This is a genomic window from Tropicimonas aquimaris (assembly GCF_042676185.1).
Classification (GTDB): domain Bacteria; phylum Pseudomonadota; class Alphaproteobacteria; order Rhodobacterales; family Rhodobacteraceae; genus Tropicimonas; species Tropicimonas aquimaris.
The window spans coordinates 71,723-87,793 of sequence record NZ_JBHTJT010000031.1 but is presented as its reverse complement, the minus strand read 5'-3'; the positions used below and the strand labels follow the sequence as shown (position 1 = coordinate 87,793).

General features: G+C 67.0%; 18 protein-coding genes and 1 riboswitch. Of the genes, 2 read left to right on the top strand and 16 right to left on the bottom strand.

The window, feature by feature from the left end; translation table 11 throughout:
- The first annotated feature begins 39 nt into the window (after positions 1–39).
- Together ACFQ2S_RS15080 and ACFQ2S_RS15075 are read left to right on the top strand one after the other, a co-directional pair.
- A complete protein-coding gene (locus tag ACFQ2S_RS15080) occupies positions 40–744 on the top strand; it encodes a GntR family transcriptional regulator (protein ID WP_386075677.1) in 705 nt (234 codons plus the stop codon).
- A 46-nt stretch (positions 745–790) separates the two neighbouring features.
- Positions 791–1,786, top strand: a complete 996-nt coding sequence (locus tag ACFQ2S_RS15075) for an aldo/keto reductase (protein ID WP_386075676.1) — start codon at positions 791–793, stop codon at positions 1,784–1,786.
- Positions 1,787–1,796: 10 nt separating this feature from the next.
- Here the strand turns inward: ACFQ2S_RS15075 and urtE are convergent, their stop codons facing one another.
- The 16 genes from urtE to ACFQ2S_RS14995 all read right to left on the bottom strand — a co-directional run bounded on the left by urtE (position 1,797) and on the right by ACFQ2S_RS14995 (position 16,071).
- Positions 1,797–2,492: an urea ABC transporter ATP-binding subunit UrtE gene (gene urtE / locus ACFQ2S_RS15070; protein ID WP_386075674.1), complete on the bottom strand. Its 696-nt coding sequence runs from the start codon at positions 2,490–2,492 to the stop codon at positions 1,797–1,799.
- A 2-nt stretch (positions 2,493–2,494) separates the two neighbouring features.
- Complete coding sequence (urtD, locus tag ACFQ2S_RS15065) at positions 2,495–3,235, bottom strand: urea ABC transporter ATP-binding protein UrtD (protein WP_386075672.1); 741 nt, start codon at positions 3,233–3,235, stop codon at positions 2,495–2,497.
- Positions 3,232–4,464 carry an urea ABC transporter permease subunit UrtC gene (urtC, locus tag ACFQ2S_RS15060; RefSeq protein ID WP_386075670.1) on the bottom strand — a complete coding sequence of 411 codons (1,233 nt, stop codon included), beginning with the start codon at positions 4,462–4,464 and terminating at the stop codon, positions 3,232–3,234. Before urtC ends, urtD begins: the two co-directional genes overlap by 4 nt.
- Positions 4,465–4,555: 91 nt before the next feature.
- On the bottom strand, positions 4,556–6,538 hold the full coding sequence (gene urtB, locus ACFQ2S_RS15055; protein ID WP_386075668.1) for an urea ABC transporter permease subunit UrtB: 1,983 nt from the start codon (positions 6,536–6,538) through the stop codon (positions 4,556–4,558).
- Positions 6,539–6,611: 73 nt separating this feature from the next.
- Entirely contained in the window at positions 6,612–7,886 is a 1,275-nt protein-coding gene (urtA, locus tag ACFQ2S_RS15050) for an urea ABC transporter substrate-binding protein (RefSeq protein ID WP_386075667.1), read from the bottom strand.
- A gap of 388 nt (positions 7,887–8,274) precedes the next feature.
- Entirely contained in the window at positions 8,275–8,736 is a 462-nt protein-coding gene (locus tag ACFQ2S_RS15045; RefSeq protein WP_386075666.1) for a phage holin family protein, read from the bottom strand.
- Between the two features lie 13 nt (positions 8,737–8,749).
- Positions 8,750–9,055: a hypothetical protein gene (locus tag ACFQ2S_RS15040; RefSeq protein WP_386075664.1), complete on the bottom strand. Its 306-nt coding sequence runs from the start codon at positions 9,053–9,055 to the stop codon at positions 8,750–8,752.
- Positions 9,056–9,058: 3 nt separating this feature from the next.
- Positions 9,059–10,192, bottom strand: a complete 1,134-nt coding sequence (locus tag ACFQ2S_RS15035) for an AI-2E family transporter (protein ID WP_386075662.1) — start codon at positions 10,190–10,192, stop codon at positions 9,059–9,061.
- 29 nt (positions 10,193–10,221) lie between these two features.
- The gene (locus ACFQ2S_RS15030; RefSeq protein WP_386075660.1) at positions 10,222–10,461 is read right to left on the bottom strand and encodes a hypothetical protein; all 240 of its coding nucleotides are present in this window, start codon (positions 10,459–10,461) and stop codon (positions 10,222–10,224) included.
- Between the two features lie 101 nt (positions 10,462–10,562).
- Complete coding sequence (locus tag ACFQ2S_RS15025; protein WP_386075725.1) at positions 10,563–11,300, bottom strand: ABC transporter permease; 738 nt, start codon at positions 11,298–11,300, stop codon at positions 10,563–10,565.
- Positions 11,300–12,025, bottom strand: a complete 726-nt coding sequence (locus ACFQ2S_RS15020; protein WP_386075657.1) for an ABC transporter ATP-binding protein — start codon at positions 12,023–12,025, stop codon at positions 11,300–11,302. Before ACFQ2S_RS15020 ends, ACFQ2S_RS15025 begins: the two co-directional genes overlap by 1 nt.
- A complete protein-coding gene (locus ACFQ2S_RS15015; protein ID WP_386075655.1) occupies positions 12,022–12,957 on the bottom strand; it encodes an ABC transporter substrate-binding protein in 936 nt (311 codons plus the stop codon). Before ACFQ2S_RS15015 ends, ACFQ2S_RS15020 begins: the two co-directional genes overlap by 4 nt.
- Positions 12,958–12,975: 18 nt before the next feature.
- Positions 12,976–13,791 (bottom strand): bifunctional hydroxymethylpyrimidine kinase/phosphomethylpyrimidine kinase, encoded by an 816-nt coding sequence (gene thiD / locus ACFQ2S_RS15010; RefSeq protein ID WP_386075653.1) that lies wholly within the window; start codon positions 13,789–13,791, stop codon positions 12,976–12,978.
- On the bottom strand, positions 13,788–14,426 hold the full coding sequence (thiE, locus tag ACFQ2S_RS15005) for a thiamine phosphate synthase (RefSeq protein ID WP_386075651.1): 639 nt from the start codon (positions 14,424–14,426) through the stop codon (positions 13,788–13,790). Before thiE ends, thiD begins: the two co-directional genes overlap by 4 nt.
- A complete protein-coding gene (gene thiM / locus ACFQ2S_RS15000) occupies positions 14,423–15,211 on the bottom strand; it encodes a hydroxyethylthiazole kinase (RefSeq protein ID WP_386075649.1) in 789 nt (262 codons plus the stop codon). The genes thiE and thiM overlap by 4 nt, the downstream gene beginning before the upstream one ends.
- Positions 15,212–15,257: 46 nt before the next feature.
- Positions 15,258–15,352, bottom strand: a riboswitch (TPP riboswitch).
- A 65-nt stretch (positions 15,353–15,417) separates the two neighbouring features.
- The gene (locus tag ACFQ2S_RS14995) at positions 15,418–16,071 is read right to left on the bottom strand and encodes a 3-oxoacid CoA-transferase subunit B (RefSeq protein WP_386075647.1); all 654 of its coding nucleotides are present in this window, start codon (positions 16,069–16,071) and stop codon (positions 15,418–15,420) included.

The following is a 16,071-nucleotide window of genomic DNA, read 5'->3' as shown; positions in this document are numbered from 1 at the left end:
ATGCTAGAATGCTTGACAAGTCAACGGGGCGGAACAGGCATGGCAGGCATATCGAAAATCACGTCACTGGAGCCCATTCCTCGGCCGTCCGTCGCGGATCAGGTCTTCGACACGCTCTACGAGCAGATCGTCTGGCTGGAGTTGCCGCCCGAAACGCGGCTGTCGGAAATCGAGGTCGCCCGTGCGCTCGATGTGTCGCGGCAACCGGTTCGCGATGCCTTTTTCCGCCTCTCCAAGCTGGGGTTCCTGGTGATCCGGCCGCAAAGGGCGACGACCGTCAGCCAGATCTCGATCCGCGCAGTCCGGGAAGCGACATTCGTGCGCACCGCGCTCGAGGTCGAGGTGCTGCGCCACGCCTGCGACACGCTCACGCCCGAGGACTTCGACGAGCTGGAGGACAACCTCCGCCAGCAGAAGGAAGCCGTCGCGGCAAATGACCGGTCCGGCTTTCACAAGCTCGACGACGTCTTCCACCAGACGATCTGCGAGCTGATCGGCCATCCCTTCGCCTGGCGGATCATTCGCGAGAGCAAGGCGCATATGGACCGGGTCCGTCTGCTGTCGCTGTCCTTCGGCTCGCACGGCGCGCTGGAGGACCACGTCAAGCTGCTTGCCGCGCTCCAGGCCAGCGACCAGGCGGAGACCGAAGCGCTGATCCGTGCGCATCTCGGGCGGATCCACGACCAGCTCGGGCGCATCCGCGCCGAACACCCGCAATATTTCGCCGACGAAGACGAGGGATGAGGCACCCCGGCCGCCCATCCCCCTGCCAGGAATTCCGGAGCCTTTCATGACATCAAGCACAGAGCAGCTTAGCCGCGAACTCGGCACGTCCGGCGTCAGGGGGTCGGCCGTGGGCCTCGGCACCTGGGCCATCGGCGGCTGGCGATGGGGCGGCACCGACGAGGCCGCGGCGATCGACGCGATCCGCGCCTCGATCGACGAAGGCATCAGCCTGATCGACACCGCGCCTGCCTACGGGCTCGGCCGCTCCGAGGAGATCGTGGGCCGCGCCATCGCTGGGCGGCGCGACGAGGTGGTGCTCTCCACCAAATGCGGGCTTGTCTGGCACACCGACAAGGGAACCCGGAAGTTCGAACAGGACGGCAGGACCGTTTACCAGTATCTCGGCGCGGATTCGATCGTCCACGAGGTCGAGCAAAGCCTGCGCCGGCTCGGCACCGACCGGATCGACCATTACATCACCCACTGGCCCGACGTGACGACCCCGGTGGAGGAAACGACTGAGGCGCTGATGCGCCTCAAGGCGCAGGGCAAGATCCTCTCCATCGGCGCCTCCAACGTGACGCCCGAGCTGGTGCGGGAGTACCTCGCCGCCGGGCCGCTGGACGCGGTGCAGGAAAAGTTCAACATGCTCGACCGCGAGCTTTCCGACACCCTGCTGCCGATCTGCCGCGAGAACGGCGTCTCGGTGATGAGCTATTCCTCCCTCGCTCTCGGCCTGCTGACCGGCAAGATCGGACCGGAACGACGCTTCCCCGAAGACGACCTGCGACACGGCAACCCGCGCTTCTCGGTGGAGACCCGCCAGAAGACCGCGGATTTCGCCGCGGCCATCGCGCCGATAGCCGAGGGGCATGGGGCAACAATCGCGCAAATCGTGATCGCCTGGACGCTGGCGCAGCAGGGCATCACCTTTGCCCTCTGCGGCGCGCGCAACCCGGATCAGGCCCGCGAGAACGCCGGTGCCGGGCGGCTGCGGCTGTCGGAGGCGGATCTCGCCGAGATCGACGTGGCCGCGGGGCGCTGCCTCGCAGGCATCTGAGACCGGTCGGTCAAACCGAGACCGCCTGCTTCAGCTCTTCCTTGGACAGCTCCTCGCGGCTTCCGGCCATCGACACGGAGCCCCGCTTCATCACGACGAAGCGGTCGGCCAGCCCATAGGCAAACTCGAAATACTGCTCGACCAGGATGATCGCCATGTCGCCCCTGTCGCGCAGGTATTCGATGACCCGGCCGATCTGCTGGATGATGTTGGGCTGGATGCCCTCGGTCGGCTCGTCGAGCAGCAGGAGCTTCGGCTTGGTCAGCATGGCGCGGGCGATGGCGAGCTGCTGTTGCTGCCCGCCGGAGAGGTCCCCGCCGCGACGCCCGAGGAACTCCTTCAGGATCGGGAACAGCTCGTAGATCTCGTCGGGGATGAAATGCTCGTCGCGCGGCAGGCAGGCATAGGCGGTCTCCATGTTCTCCTTGACCGTCAGCAGCGGGAAGATCATCCGCCCCTGCGGCACGTAGCCCACGCCCTTGCGGGCCAGCGCCTGCGCCGGGACGCGGCCGATCTGCTCGCCGGCAAGCTCCATCCGCCCGCCGGACCGCGGATGGGTGCCGGAGATCGCCTTGAGCAGCGAGGTCTTGCCGACGCCGTTGGTGCCCATCACGCAGGTCACCTCGCCGGCCGCGGCCTCGATGTCGATTCCGTGGAGGATCTGGCTGCCGCCGTAATGCAGGGTCAGGCCTTCGGTTTTCAGCATCTCTAGCGCCCCAGGTAGACGTCGATGACGTCCTTGTTTTGCGTCACGTGATCGAGGCTGCCCTCGGCGAGAACCGAGCCCTCGTGCAGCACCGTGACCTTGCAGTCGAGCCTCCGGACGAACTCCATGTCATGCTCTACGACCACCACGGCGCGGGTCTTTGCGGCCTGTTTCAGCAGGTCGGTGGTGTGTTCGCGCTCGGCCAGCGTCATGCCGGCGGCGGGTTCGTCCACCAGCAGCAGCTTCGGCTCCTGCGCCAGCAACATGCCGATCTCCAGCCATTGCTTCTGCCCGTGCGACAGCTCGCCCGACTTGCGGCCAAGCTGATCGGCCAGGCCGATCTCCTCGGCCAGTTCCTCGATCCGCGCCATGTCCGCCGAGGAGGGCCGGAAAGTCAGCACGCTCCAGGGGCTGCGGTTCTTCTTCAGCGCCATCATCAGGTTGTCGCGGACGCTCTGGTCCTCGAACACCGTCGGGCGCTGGAACTTGCGCCCGATCCCGGCCTGCGCGATCCGGCTTTCGGACATCTTCAGGAGCGACTGGTTCATCTCCCCCCAGAGCACGTGGCCCTCGTCCGGGCGGGTCTTGCCGGTCACGATGTCCATGAAGGTGGTCTTGCCCGCGCCGTTCGGGCCGATGATCGCGCGCAGTTCGGCAGGGCCGATGGAGAAGCTGAGGTTGTTGATCGCGCGGAAGCCGTCGAAGGTGACGGACACGCCGGAGACCTCGAGGAGCTGGCTCATTGCTCGGCCTCCTGCTCGCGGAAGCTGCCCTTGTCCGGGCCGAGGTCGGCGCCGTGGCGGTCGGGTGCGCGGCGGCCGCTGATCAGGTCGAAGAGGCCGCCGATGCCCTTGGGCGCGAAAAGCGTCACCAGCACGAAGGACAGCCCAAGCAGCACCTGCCACCAGTCGACCCAGTTGATCGTGTAGAACCCCAGCGGAATGCTGGGCACCTGGCCGCCGGTGAACATGGTCGACAGGAGCGAGACGAAGGCCGCGCCGATCACTGCGCCATAGAGCCGGCCGCGCCCGCCGATGGCAACCCAGACCGCAAGGTAGATCGAGGCGATGGGCGCGATCTCGGCCGGGTTGATGATGCCCGCCTGCGGATAGTAGAGCGCGCCCGCGATGCCAGCGATCACCGCCGTCAGGGTGAAGACGAAAAGCTTGTAGCCCTCCACCGAGTAGCCGAGGAAGCGCACGCGCGCCTCGTCGTCGCGGATGCCGCGGATCACCGAGCCGAACTTGCCCGAAACCACCCAGGCGCAGAGCAGGTAGCCCGCGCCAAGCGCGACCGCCGAGGCCCAGAAAAACCACAGCGAAAGCTGGGATTGCGGCACGGCGGTGAGGCCGGGGATGTTCTGCAGGCCTGACAGACCGTTGTTGCCGCGCAGGCCGGAATCGTTCTGGAAGAGGTAGAGCGCCAGCGCCAGCGTCATCGCCTGGGTCAGGATCGACAGGTAGACGCCGGTCACCCGGCTGCGGAAGGCCAGCCAGCCGAAGACCAGCGCCAGGAGACCGGGAACCAGCACCACCAGCGCGAGCTGGATCCAGAGGCTGTCGGCGAAGGCCCAGATCGGCGGGAACTCGGCCGAGCCTACGACGCCGAAAATCTGCGTGCCGATGGCATCGACGACCTCCTGTTCCGTCGGGGGGATCGTCGAATTGGCCATCGAGGCGATGACGATATCCTCGGTGCGGGCATACATCAGCCACATGCCGATCATGTAGCCACCGATGCCGAAGAACGCCATGTGTCCGAGGCTGAGGATGCCGGTGTAGCCCCAGACCAGGTCCATCGCGAGCGCGACGAGGCAGAGGCAGAGCGTTTTGCCCAGCGTCTTGAGGAAGGAAGTGGAGAGCGCACCGGTCCCGGCGGCTTCGCTTGTCATTGTCACCGCGAGGGTGAAGAGCGCCAGGCAGGCAAGGAAGATCGGGACCGAGGGGTTCCGCGTGAGGAAGGTTCCGGTCATGGGCGGCCTCCGCCGGTGACGCGAGGGGCCAGCCCCCCGCACCCCCCGGGATATTTACGGACAGAAGAAGTGACGGTCTGGTTTCGCATGATCAGTCTCCCGCCGCCCGGCCCTTGAGCGCGATGATCCCGCGCGGCCGGAACTGGATGAAGATGATGATGAAAATGATCATGTAGGTCTGGGCCGCGAGCGTGTTCGACGGGTTGAGCCATTCGATGCCCTTCTGCAGGAAGCCGATCATGGTGGCGCCGAGCAGCGTGCCCCAGATGTTGCCGACGCCGCCGACGACGACGGTCATGAAGCTCTGTACGATGTAGTCGGAGCCGAGCTCGGAGGTGACCTTGGCGTAGAGCCCGATGGCGACACCGGCGATGCCGGCGATCCCGGAGCCAAGCCCGAAGGTTAGCATGTTGATGCGGTCCGGGTTGATGCCCATCGAGGCCGCCATACGCGGGTTCTGGGTGACCGCGCGGACCTCGAGCCCGAGCCGCGTGCGGCGCATGATGAAGAGGAACACACCGAGGAACAGCAGGGCGAGCACGAAGATCGCGATGCGGATATAGCTGATCGAGACGACATCGTTCAGCACCAGCGCGCCGTCGAGCCAGCCGGGCGAGGTGAGCGGACGGGCCTGGGTGCCAAAGATGTTCTTGGCGAGCTGCTGCAACGCGATCGAGATGCCGAAGGTGGCCAGAAGGGTCTCAAGAGGGCGGTTGTAGAGCCAGCGTATCACAAGCCGCTCCATCGCGACACCGGCGGCGAAGGTAACCGCGAAGGCCAGCGGCAGGGCGACGAGGATCGAGACCGTGTAGTTCGGCACGATCTGCTGCACGACGTAGCCGGTATAAGCCCCCATCATGATGAATTCGCCATGGGCCATGTTGATCACGCCCATTACGCCGAATGTGATGGCGAGGCCGATTGCGGCGAGGAAGTAGATTGAGGCGAGCGAGAGCGCGTCGAGCGCCAGGTCGATCGCCTGGTTTAGACCGACGCGCAGGTTCATCCGGGCGAGCGCGGCCTCGGCGGCATCCGTGATGGCGGTCGAGGGTTCGAGATACCGGTCGAAGAAGACATGGGCGTCGAGCGCGGCGGTCAAATCCACCGCGGTCGCTGTCGGCGGAACGATCCCGGCCTGCGCCAGCGCGGCATAGGCACGGTCGCGCGCCTCCTCGGTGTCGAGTTGGCCCACCGGGACGCCGCCGACACGGCCGCCCTCGATATTGGTTTCCAGTGCGGCACGCCTGTCGGCCGCGCTGATGCGCGCGGGCGCGAGGTCGTTGTCGACGAGCAGGGAATAGGCGGCGGCTTCGCTGAGCTCCTCGCTTCCGGGCTTCAGCTCGCGCGCGATGTTCAGATCCGTGGGGAGGTCCCCTGCCACGGCTTCCCGGCGGGTGGCGAGAAGCGGGTTCAGCGCGGCGCGGGCATCGACCCCGAGATCGCCGGCGAAACTGTTGATCGCGTCGACGCGGGCGGCCTCGTCATCCCCGTAGGTGATGGTCAGCAGGCGGACGAGGCGCTCCTCGCGGGCGCGGATGCCGGGATCGGTCTCGGTTTCCAGCGCGCCCAGCAGGGCCGGCAGGTGGTCCGGCTCGGGATCGCGCTGGATCGCGTCGAGCGCTTCGGCCCGCTTGGCCGGGTTCGGGTCCATCAGCTGAAACTGCACCAGCGCCGCTGCGATCAGGCCGCGGACGCCCGAGTTGGGCTTGAGCTGGTCGATGTCGGATTTCGCGTATTCCCCCACTGGGGCGCCGCCGTCGATCTCGATCAGGCGATAGGTCGAGCGGCCGATCTCCTCGGCAAAGAAGAACAGGCCGTCCTCCTTGCGTTGCCAGAGTTCCTTGGCCTGCCAGTTCTCGAGGACGGCGCGGGCTTCGGGCAATCCGCTGTCACGAAGCGCGGCGATCGCGGGCTCGATGGTCCGGCGGGACGCCTTCTCGATCAGCGCGGCGTGCTCCTGGAGCAGTGCCTGGATCGGACTGACCTGTGCTGAGCCGTCCTGGCTTTCCTGCGCGGCCGACACGCCGGCACAGAGCATCAGGGCAGCAAATGCTGCCAGTAGGTATCGTATCATCGCTGCCTGCGCCCGGAGAGGAAGTGGAAGGGCGCGAACGCCCTTCCCGTCTGTCGATCTGATCTGCGGCGGATCAGTAGTTGGACTTCATCTGCACGCAGGTCTCGGTCTCGGTGTTGTACATGCCGCAGCCGAGATCCGCCCAGTCGGACTTGAGCACCGCCGATTCCGGCAGGAAGTCGGTCCAGGCGTCGCCCGGGACCGGGTCGGTCGCGGAGATGATGTCGAACTGGCCGTCTTCGAGGATCTCGCCGATCAGGACCGGCTTGGTCAGATGGTGGTTCGGCAGCATGGTGGCGGTGGAGCCGGTCAGGTTCGGGTATTCCTGGCCGATCATCGCGGCGGAGACGGCGTCGACGTCGGTGGTGCCGGCCTCTTCGACGGCGTTGACCCACATGTTGAAGCCGATGAAGTGGGCTTCCATCGGGTCGTTGGTCACACGGTCCTCGCCCATGCGCGCCTTCCAGGCGGAGATGAACTCGTCGTTCAGCTCGGATTCGGCGGACTGGAAGTAGTTCCAGGCGGCCAGGTGGCCGACGAGGTTGGAGGTGTCGAGACCGGAGAGCTCTTCCTCACCCACGGAGAAGGCCACGACGGGGATGTCGTCGGCGGAGACGCCCTGGGCGGCCAGTTCCTTGTAGAAACCGATGTTGGCATCGCCGTTGATGGTCGAGATCACGCCGACCTTCTTGCCGTCGGCGCCGAGCGCCACGACATCGGAGACGATCTTGGACCAGTCGGAATGGCCGAAGGGGGTGTAGTTAACGAAGATATCCTCTTCGGCGATCCCCTTGTCCTTGAGATAGGATTCCAGAATGTTGTTGGTCGTGCGCGGGTACACGTAGTCGGTGCCGAGCAGCGCGAATTTCTCGACGCCCAGTTCCTCGAGGAAGTAGTCGGTTGCCGGGATCGCCTGCTGGTTGGGAGCGGCGCCCGTGTAGAACACGTTCTTGGAGCTTTCCTCACCCTCGTACTGCACGGGGTAGAACAGCAGGCCGTTCAGCTCCTCGATGACCGGCAGGACCGACTTGCGCGACACCGAGGTCCAGCAGCCGAACATCACGTCGACGCCTTCGACGGTGATCAGCTCGCGCGCCTTCTCGGCGAACAGCGGCCAGTCGGAGGCCGGATCGACGACCACGGCTTCGAGCTGCTTGCCGAGCACGCCGCCCTTGGCGTTCTGCTCGTCGATCAGCATCAGCATCGTGTCCTTCAGCGTCGTCTCCGAGATCGCCATCGTGCCGGACAGCGAGTGCAGCACGCCGATCTTGATGGTATCGTCCTGGGCCATGGCGCTGGTCGCAAAGGCCAGAGCGCCAACCAGCGCGGAGGTCATACGAAGTTTCATGATGAACGGAATCCCTGTCGCTTTTCGGTGTGAGGACGGCACCCTTTTCGGTCGGCGCAAAGAGGCGCCGAGCGTCGTTCCTGCCGGACCGCACCACCGGTTTCCTGTTGTTGAGATCGCAGAGAGTTGCCCCCCCCTGGACCCATCTGATCTGCCGCGTCTGGCTGTGAGCCGCGGCTGGAGGAGATAAGAGGCAACCGCCGTGCGTTGCGCAAATGTTAGGCACATTAATCCGACCACAGGACGCCGAACGCCGGAAAATGCGCAATTTGAACGCTGATTTCACGGAGCCGTGATCAATTTGCGAGCAAAAGAGAGTCAAATAGCCAGGAATTCGGAGCCGCCGGCACGCCCGACTGGGCCTCGCCACGGCCGGCCCCGGCGCGGGCTACTTTTTCAGATTCTTCAGAATGAGGGTCAGCAGCGGCACCAGCGCCGTCAGCCCGGCCGCGCTCAGCGGATTGCGTGCGACGGTCCTCAGGTCGCTCGCCAGCCCCTGGACCTCGGCCGCAACGTCGACGACCTCGCCCTCCAGATCGGCCAGGGCCATGTCCCGCACTTCACGGGCGGCCTCGACATCCCCGTCGGCACTGACGTTCCGGGCCACCAGCAACAACAGGGCCGCAAGCGCAATGTTGACGATGGCCACGATCAGCGCGGCGAGCCAGGGCTCCAGCCGGGCCGCAAGCGCAAGATAACCCGCGACGTTCAACATGATCAGCCCGACGGCTCCAAGGATACCCGCGGCGGCGGTCATGCCGATCTGGCGACCGACCGCGGCCATCTCCCGACGGGCGATGAGCTTTTCCATCCGGATGGCGATGGCTGCGTTGCGCGTGATACGGCTCATGTGCGGCTCTCCTTCAGCGGGCCCGGCCCAGAACATAGCCGAGCACGAACGCCGCGAAGACGGTCACCAGCGGCTTGTCATGGTGCAGGTCCTCCAGTTCCGCGATGAACTGTTTTGCCAGCGTGTCGAGCTCGGTGTCTTCCAGTTGCGACATCGCCCAGGAGAGCGGCGAGGCGTGGGCCTCCCCGGTTTCCTCTTCGGGGCTTTCGTCCGGCGTGCCGGCGTGTTCAGGCTCCGGCTGACCGGCCTGTGCCCGCGCTTCGGCCAGTTCGCGCCGCAGCGCCTCGAGTTCCGCGACCAGTTCGGTTCTTGTCGGCATGTCTCACTCCCCCATCGCCTCGTCGGGCAGGGCCTGTGTCGACCGCATCCCCTCCGAAACCGCTTCCGCCCTGGTGTTCACGGCCAGTTGCCCGTCGCGCGACATGAGCACGGCCAGCCATCGCAGTCCCGGCACATGGGCGAACACGATCAGCATGCCAACCATGATCGGCACCGACAAGAGCGCCCCTGCCACACCCCAGATCGTCGTCCAGAATGTCAGCGAGAGAATGACCAGGAAGGGTGAGAGGTTGAGCGAGCGACCGGTGATCGACGGCTCGAGGATGTTGCCGATCGAGAACTGGATCGTCCCACAACCGATCGCGATCACCAGGAAGGGCGTGATGGTGTCGAACTGCACCAGCGCCACCAGCGCGGGCAGCACCACGCCGAGGATCGAGCCGATCGAGGGAATGAAGTTCAGCGCAAAGGCCAGAACCGCCCAGGTCTCGGCGAAATCGAGCCCCATCGGCTTGAAGATCGCATAGCTGAACAGCCCGGTGAGGACAGAGACGAAAGTCTTGACGATGAGATAGCGTTGCAGGCCGACCGAGATCGACTGGACGACGGAGCGCACTTCGAGCCCCGTCTTGCGGTCCGGCGCGGCGATGGGGAACTTGCGCTTCATCGGACCGCGTTCGGCCAGCATGAAGGGCACGTAGAGGACCACGAGGAAGAGCCCGGCGAGGAACCCCTGCGCCGAAGAAAGCGCGCTCACGGCCCAGCCGCCCATGTCGATCTCCGCCAATGCCTCGCGCAGGGACTCGGCGTTCTCGTCGCCGATCAGTGACACGATGCCGGAAGCAAGGCCGTCGAACCTCTCGGCATATCGCGGGATCGCCTCCGAAACCTGCTCCCCCTGGCTCGACAGGATCAACCCGATGACGAGGAAGCCGGAGAGTACAACCATCACCCCGGCGAGATGGGCGATCCAGATCGGCACCTGCACCGGGCCGATGCGGATGGCGGCGATCCGGTCGATCACCGCCACCAGCAGGACGAACACCAGCACCGCGAAGGTCAGCGGCAACAGGAAGGCCGCCCCCTTCACGAGGCCATAGATCGCAAGCACCATGACGAGCAGCAGGTCGCGCCAGAATTCCAGCGTGCCGGCGCTGCGGCGGAGGGTACTGTCCACGGAGGCGGGGCGATCCTCCGCCATGAGGATCAGTCGACCGCCTTCTTCATGCGGTCATAGGCATCCTTCATGCGCAGGCCGAGTTGCCGGGCCGCCTCCCCGACCTCGTCTGTAGAACGGTCGAACTGCGACCGGCTCAGGAACTTGTCCCACTCGCCGGTCAGCTCCGCCCATTCATCCTCGGCTTCCTTGCTCGCGAGGTGCAACTGCAACCGCATCTCGTCGCGTGCGCGTCTGAGATCTTCCTTCAGCTTGTCGAGATCAGCCATGGCGAACTCCTTTCTCCCATGAGGAACAGATATGCAGTTCCCCGGCGAACACCAGACGGGAGGGTCGGAAATCGCCTGTTGCGAGTCAAGCGCACGGCATTTCAGTCGAGCCGCGCCTCCAGCCGGTCACAGGCCCAGCCGACCCCGCGATGCAGCAGCAGCGCCATCACCGCCAGCACCAGCAGTGCGGCGAACATCAGATCGGTCTTCACCCGGCCGTTGGCCAGCAGCATCAGGTAGCCAAGACCGCCGGACGCGCCGACCCATTCGCCGATCACAGCCCCGATCGGAGCATAGACCGCCGCCAACCGCAGCCCCGACGCGAGCGACGGGATCGCCGCCGGCACTTGGATACGCCAGAGCAGCCGCGCCGGCGTTGCGCCCATTGTCCGGCCAAGGTCGAGCCAGCCGGGCGGGGTCCGCATCAGACCGTCGAAGAAGGCGGAGGCGACAGGGAAGTAGATGATGAGCACCGTCATCACGACCTTCGACCAGATGCCGTAGCCCATCCAGAGCGTCAGGATTGGCGCCAGCGCGAAAACCGGGAGGGATTGGGTCGCCACCAGCGCCGGGCGCACGAGGTAGCGCGCCGCCGGCGAGACCGCGAGCCCGATTGCCGTTGCCGCGCCAAGCCCCGCGCCAAGCGCCAGCCCGGCAAGCACCTCGGTGAGGGTGATCCCGGCGTGCCAGCCTATCAGGCCGAGGTTGCTCCACAGGGCCTCGAGCACCCGCGCGGGCCCCGGAAGGATGAAGGGCGGCATGTCGGCCAACGTCACCAGCGCCTGCCAGAGAAAGACGAAGACGGCCCCCGCCGCGAGGCCCCGTACCAGCCCGGCCATCATGCGGGCTTCCGGAGCGCCGCCAGCAGGCGCCCCTGGAACGCGAGCGTCTCCGGGTCCACCGCAGGACGGATCGCGGGCAGCGCCGGCGGCACAGCCTCGACCATCCCCTTCGCTCCCATCAGGAACACCCGGTCGCCCAGCCGAGCCGCCTCCCCCGGATCATGGGTGACGAGAAGCACGGTGCGGCCTTCCAGCGTCTCGGCGGCAAGATCCTGCATCTCGGCCCGTGTCCGTGCGTCGAGCGCCGAAAACGGCTCGTCGAGCAGCACGACCGGCCTGTCCTCCATCAGCGTCCGCGCCAGCGCCACGCGCTGCCGCTGCCCACCCGAAAGCTGCCCGGGCCGCTTGTAGGCATGCGCCGCTAGGCCCAACCGCTCCACCAAGGCCGTCGCCGCCTCGGTTTCCGGCACCTGTCCGCGCAGCCGCGCCCCGAGCGTCACGTTGCCCAGCACGTCGAGCCAGGGCAGCAGCAGGTCGGTCTGCGCCATGTAGGCCACGCGCCCGGCGATCGGACGGCCGTCGCTGGCCCGCACCTGCCCGTCGAAATCGACGCCGGTCTCGAGCCCCGCGATCAGCCGCAGGATGGTGGTCTTCCCGCAGCCCGAGGGGCCCAGCAGACAGGACCACGAGCCGGCGTCGATCTCCAGATGGACCGGCGGAAAGAGCGGCGCCGCGCCGAAGCTGGCGCCACCGACAAGCGTGATCCCGGGCTCCGGCGTCATTCGGCCCCGAGATCGACCGCGATCTCGGAGACGAGCCGCCGCCCCTCGACCATGCCGGTTTCCTGAAGGAACGCCTCGAACCGGGCATAACGCCCCGCGTCGAGCCCGGCGGGCGCCAGCGAGAAGCGCGGCCAGGTATCGGCCCAGGCCTTCTCGTTCAGCTCGTCCCTGAGTTCCTTCGCGGTGCCGGAGAACACCTCCCATGCCTCCTCGGGGTGGTTCACGATGAAATGGGTCGCCTGTTCGGTGGCTTCGAGGAAACGCAACACCTTGTCCTTGTCCATCAGTTCCGGATTGGCGACGTAGATCAGCTCGTCATAGGGCGGCAGCCCCTCTTCCTCGAGGTAGAAGCAACGACCGGGCACCTCCTCGATCTCCATCTGGTTGAGCTCGAAGTTGCGGAAAGCCCCGATCACCGCGTCGACCTGCCCGGCCATCAGCGCGGGCGAGAGCGACCAGTTGACGTTGACCAGTTCCACGTCGTCGAGCGTCAGCCCGGCATTGCCGAGGATCTTGCCGAGCAGCGCCTCCTCGACCCCGGCCACGGAATACCCGATCTTGCGGCCCTTCAGGTCGGCGATTTCCGCGACCGGGCCGTCCTCCAGCACCAGCAGGCAGTTCAGCGGCGTGCCGATCAGCGTGCCGACCCGGCGCAGCGGCAGGCCGTTGGCGACGGCGAGGTGCAGCTGGTACTGGTAGTCGATGGCGATGTCGGCGCGGCCCGCCGCGGCCATCTTGGGCGGCTCCGAGGGATCGGAAGGCGCGATGATCTCGACCTCCAGGTCCTGCGCGGCAAAGAACCCCTTTTCCTGGGCGACGATGATCGGCCCGTGGTCCGGATTGATGAACCAGTCGAGCACGACGGTCATCTTGTCGGCCGCCGCGGCCGGTCCGGCCGCCATCAGCGCGAGAACGAAGGAAAGCTTGCGCATCTTGCGTCTCCCTGAAGATCAGAGGTCTCCGGCCAGCGGCCAGAGTGCGTGGAAATGGTGGGTCGGTCCATGGCCATGCCCGACGTCGAGGTCGTCGGCGCCGGCAATTGCGCCGGTCAGCCATGCCTTGACGGTCACGGCGGCCTCCGGGAGCTCACGTCGCTTCGCCAGCTCCGCGGCGAGCGCGGAAGAGAGCGTGCAGCCGGTTCCGTGCGTGTTGGCCGTGGGCACCCTCGGCCCTTCGAGCCAGATGGTTTCGTTGCCCGAGGCGAGCAGGTCCGGGCTCGCTCCGCCCCCGAGATGACCGCCCTTGAGCAACACCGCCTCGGGGCCGAGCCCAAGCAGCGCCTTGACCTGGCGCTCCATCTCGGCGCGGGTATCGGCCACATCGCAGCCGAGCAGCGCCGCCGCTTCCGGCAGGTTGGGGGTGAGCAGGGTGGCCCGCGGCAGAAGCCGGGACCGCAGGCTGCCCACCGCATCTTCCGGCAAGAGCGGGTGTCCGCCCTTTGCCACCATCACCGGGTCGAGCACCACCGGCCCTGCGAACCCCGCGATGGCGTCGGCCACGGCCTCGGCGATCTCCGCGCTCGCGATCATGCCGATCTTGATCGCATCGACGCGGATGTCTTCGAAGATGGCGGCGATCTGCTGCGCCACGAAACCCGGCGGCACGAGGTGCACCCCGCTGACGCCGGTCGTGTTCTGGGCCGTCAACGCGGTGAGGGCGGCCATGCCGTAGACACCGCGCGCCGAGAACGCCTTGAGATCCGCCTGGATGCCGGCGCCGCCCGACGGGTCGGAACCGGCGATGCTCAGAGCCGTTGCAACGCTCATGCCATGCCCTCGTTCACGGCCGCGAGCAGCCCGCGCGCCGCGTCTTTCGGGTCGGGCTTGCCGCAGATCGCGGAGACCACGGCCAGCCCAGCCGCTCCGGCCCGCAGAACCTCGGCCGCGTGGCGTGCTTCCAGCCCGCCGATGGCGACGGCCGGCACCGCCGACAGCGCCACCATTCGCGCCAGCCCGTCAAACCCGATGGGCTCGGCGTGATCGGGCTTGGTCGCCGTGCCGAAGACCGGCCCGGCGCCGAGGTAATCCACCAGCACGGGGTCGACGGCGCGGACGTGGGCCTCGGTCTCGACCGAAAGCCCCAGCACCATGTCCGGCCCGATGGCGGCGCGCGCAGCCGCGGGGGCAAGATCGCCCTGCCCCACGTGCAGCCCGTCGGCACCGAGCGCGACTGCGGCCTCGACGTCGTCGTTTACCACAAGATGCGCGCCGCTGCCGGCAAGCGCCGCCTGAAGCTCGCGGCAAAGCGCGATCCGCTCCGCTGTCGTCGCCACCTTGTGGCGCAGCTGGACCGTTCGCACACCGCCGGCCACCGCCGCCCGTGCCGTCTCGACCATACCGGTCGCACCGCAGAGGTCCGGGTCCAGCACGAGATAGACTGAAAGATCGAGCGCGCGCCTCATGCCGCGCGTACCCGCGCCGCGCCGAGGCTCTCGGGACCGACAGCCATCAGGGCATCGAGGAAAGCCACAGAAAAGCTGCCGGGTCCGGACACTCCGTCGCCCGCCATCTCCCCGGCCGCCGCGAAATGCGCCAGCGCGCCCACGGTGGCGTCCAGCGGATCCTCCACCACCGCCGCATAGGCGCCGACGAGGCAGGTCAGCGCACATCCGGTCGCCGTCACGCGCGGCATCATTGGCGAGCCGCCGGTGATCCAGACCCCGCGCGCCCCGTCGGTCACAAAGTCGACCGCGCCGGTCACGGCGACGACCGATCCGGCCTCCTGCGCCACCTTGCGCGCCGCCGCCTCTGCCGCCTGCACGCTGTCGCCGGCATCGACCCCCTGCCCGCTGCTGCTCTCTCCGGCGATCGCCAGGATCTCCGAGGCGTTGCCGCGCACGATCGTCGGCCGCAGTTGCATCAGCTTCGTAGTCGTCTCGCGGCGCAGACCGGTTGCGAAACAGGCCACCGGATCAAGCACCCAGGGCTTGCCCGCCCCCGTCGCACCGTCAATCGCCTCGACCATGCCCGCAACCCATCGCGGGCTCAGCGTGCCGATGTTCACCGTCAGCGCCCCGGCAACCGCCGCGAACTCCCCCGATTCCTCGGCGTCGTGCACCATCGCCGGCGCCGCGCCGGCGGCGAGCAGCACGTTGGCGGCGAAGTTCATCGCGACATAGTTGGTGATGCACTGCACCAGTGGCGCGCCGGCGCGCATGGCCTCGAGCGATCGGGACGGGGATGTCATCTTTTGCCTCCTCGGGCGGAGGCAAAGCGGGAAAGGGATGGTCTACGCCTGTCCGCTCCCGACTCCCTCCGCCAGCATCATCTGGTTCAGGTTCAAAGGGTGCTTCTCAGACCGCTCGCGCGGACGCCCCTGTCGATGGTGCCGGACAAGAACAGATTGCCCCGCGGTTGTCACGGGGCAATCGACGCATTTCCGGCGGCGGGCCGTCAGGCGAGCTTCATCTCCTGGATCGCATCGCGCACGATGAGTTTGGCGGAGGTCGCCTCCTGCACCTGTTCCACGGTCACGCCGGGGCCGGTCTCGCGAAGCACGAGGCCCTCCTCGGTGGGCTGGATCACCGCCATCTCGGTCACGATCAGGCTGATCCGGCGCAGCGCCGTCAGCGGCAGCGTGCATTCCGGCACGATCTTGGGCTTGCCCTTCTGGGTGTGGACCATCGCCACGACAACGCGCTTGGCGCCGGACACGAGATCCATCGCGCCGCCCATGCCCGGCACCATCTTGCCCGGAACCATCCAGTTGGCGAGGTAGCCGCGCTCGTCCACCTGCAGCCCGCCGAGGACCGTCATGTCGAGGTGGCCACCGCGGATCAGCCCGAAGGACATCGCCGAATCGATCGACGCCGCGCCGGGCACCGCGGTCACGAAGGCACCGCCGGCATCGGTGAGGTCGGCATCCTCCATTCCCTCCGGGGGCCGCGCCCCAAGGCCAATCACTCCGTTCTCGGCCTGAAAGAACACATCCACATCGTCCGGCAGGAAATTGGCTACCATCGAGGGCAGCCCGATCCCGAGGTTCACCAGCATGCCGTCCTTCACCTCGAGCGCGACCCGGCGGGCAATGATCTCCTTGGCGTCCAT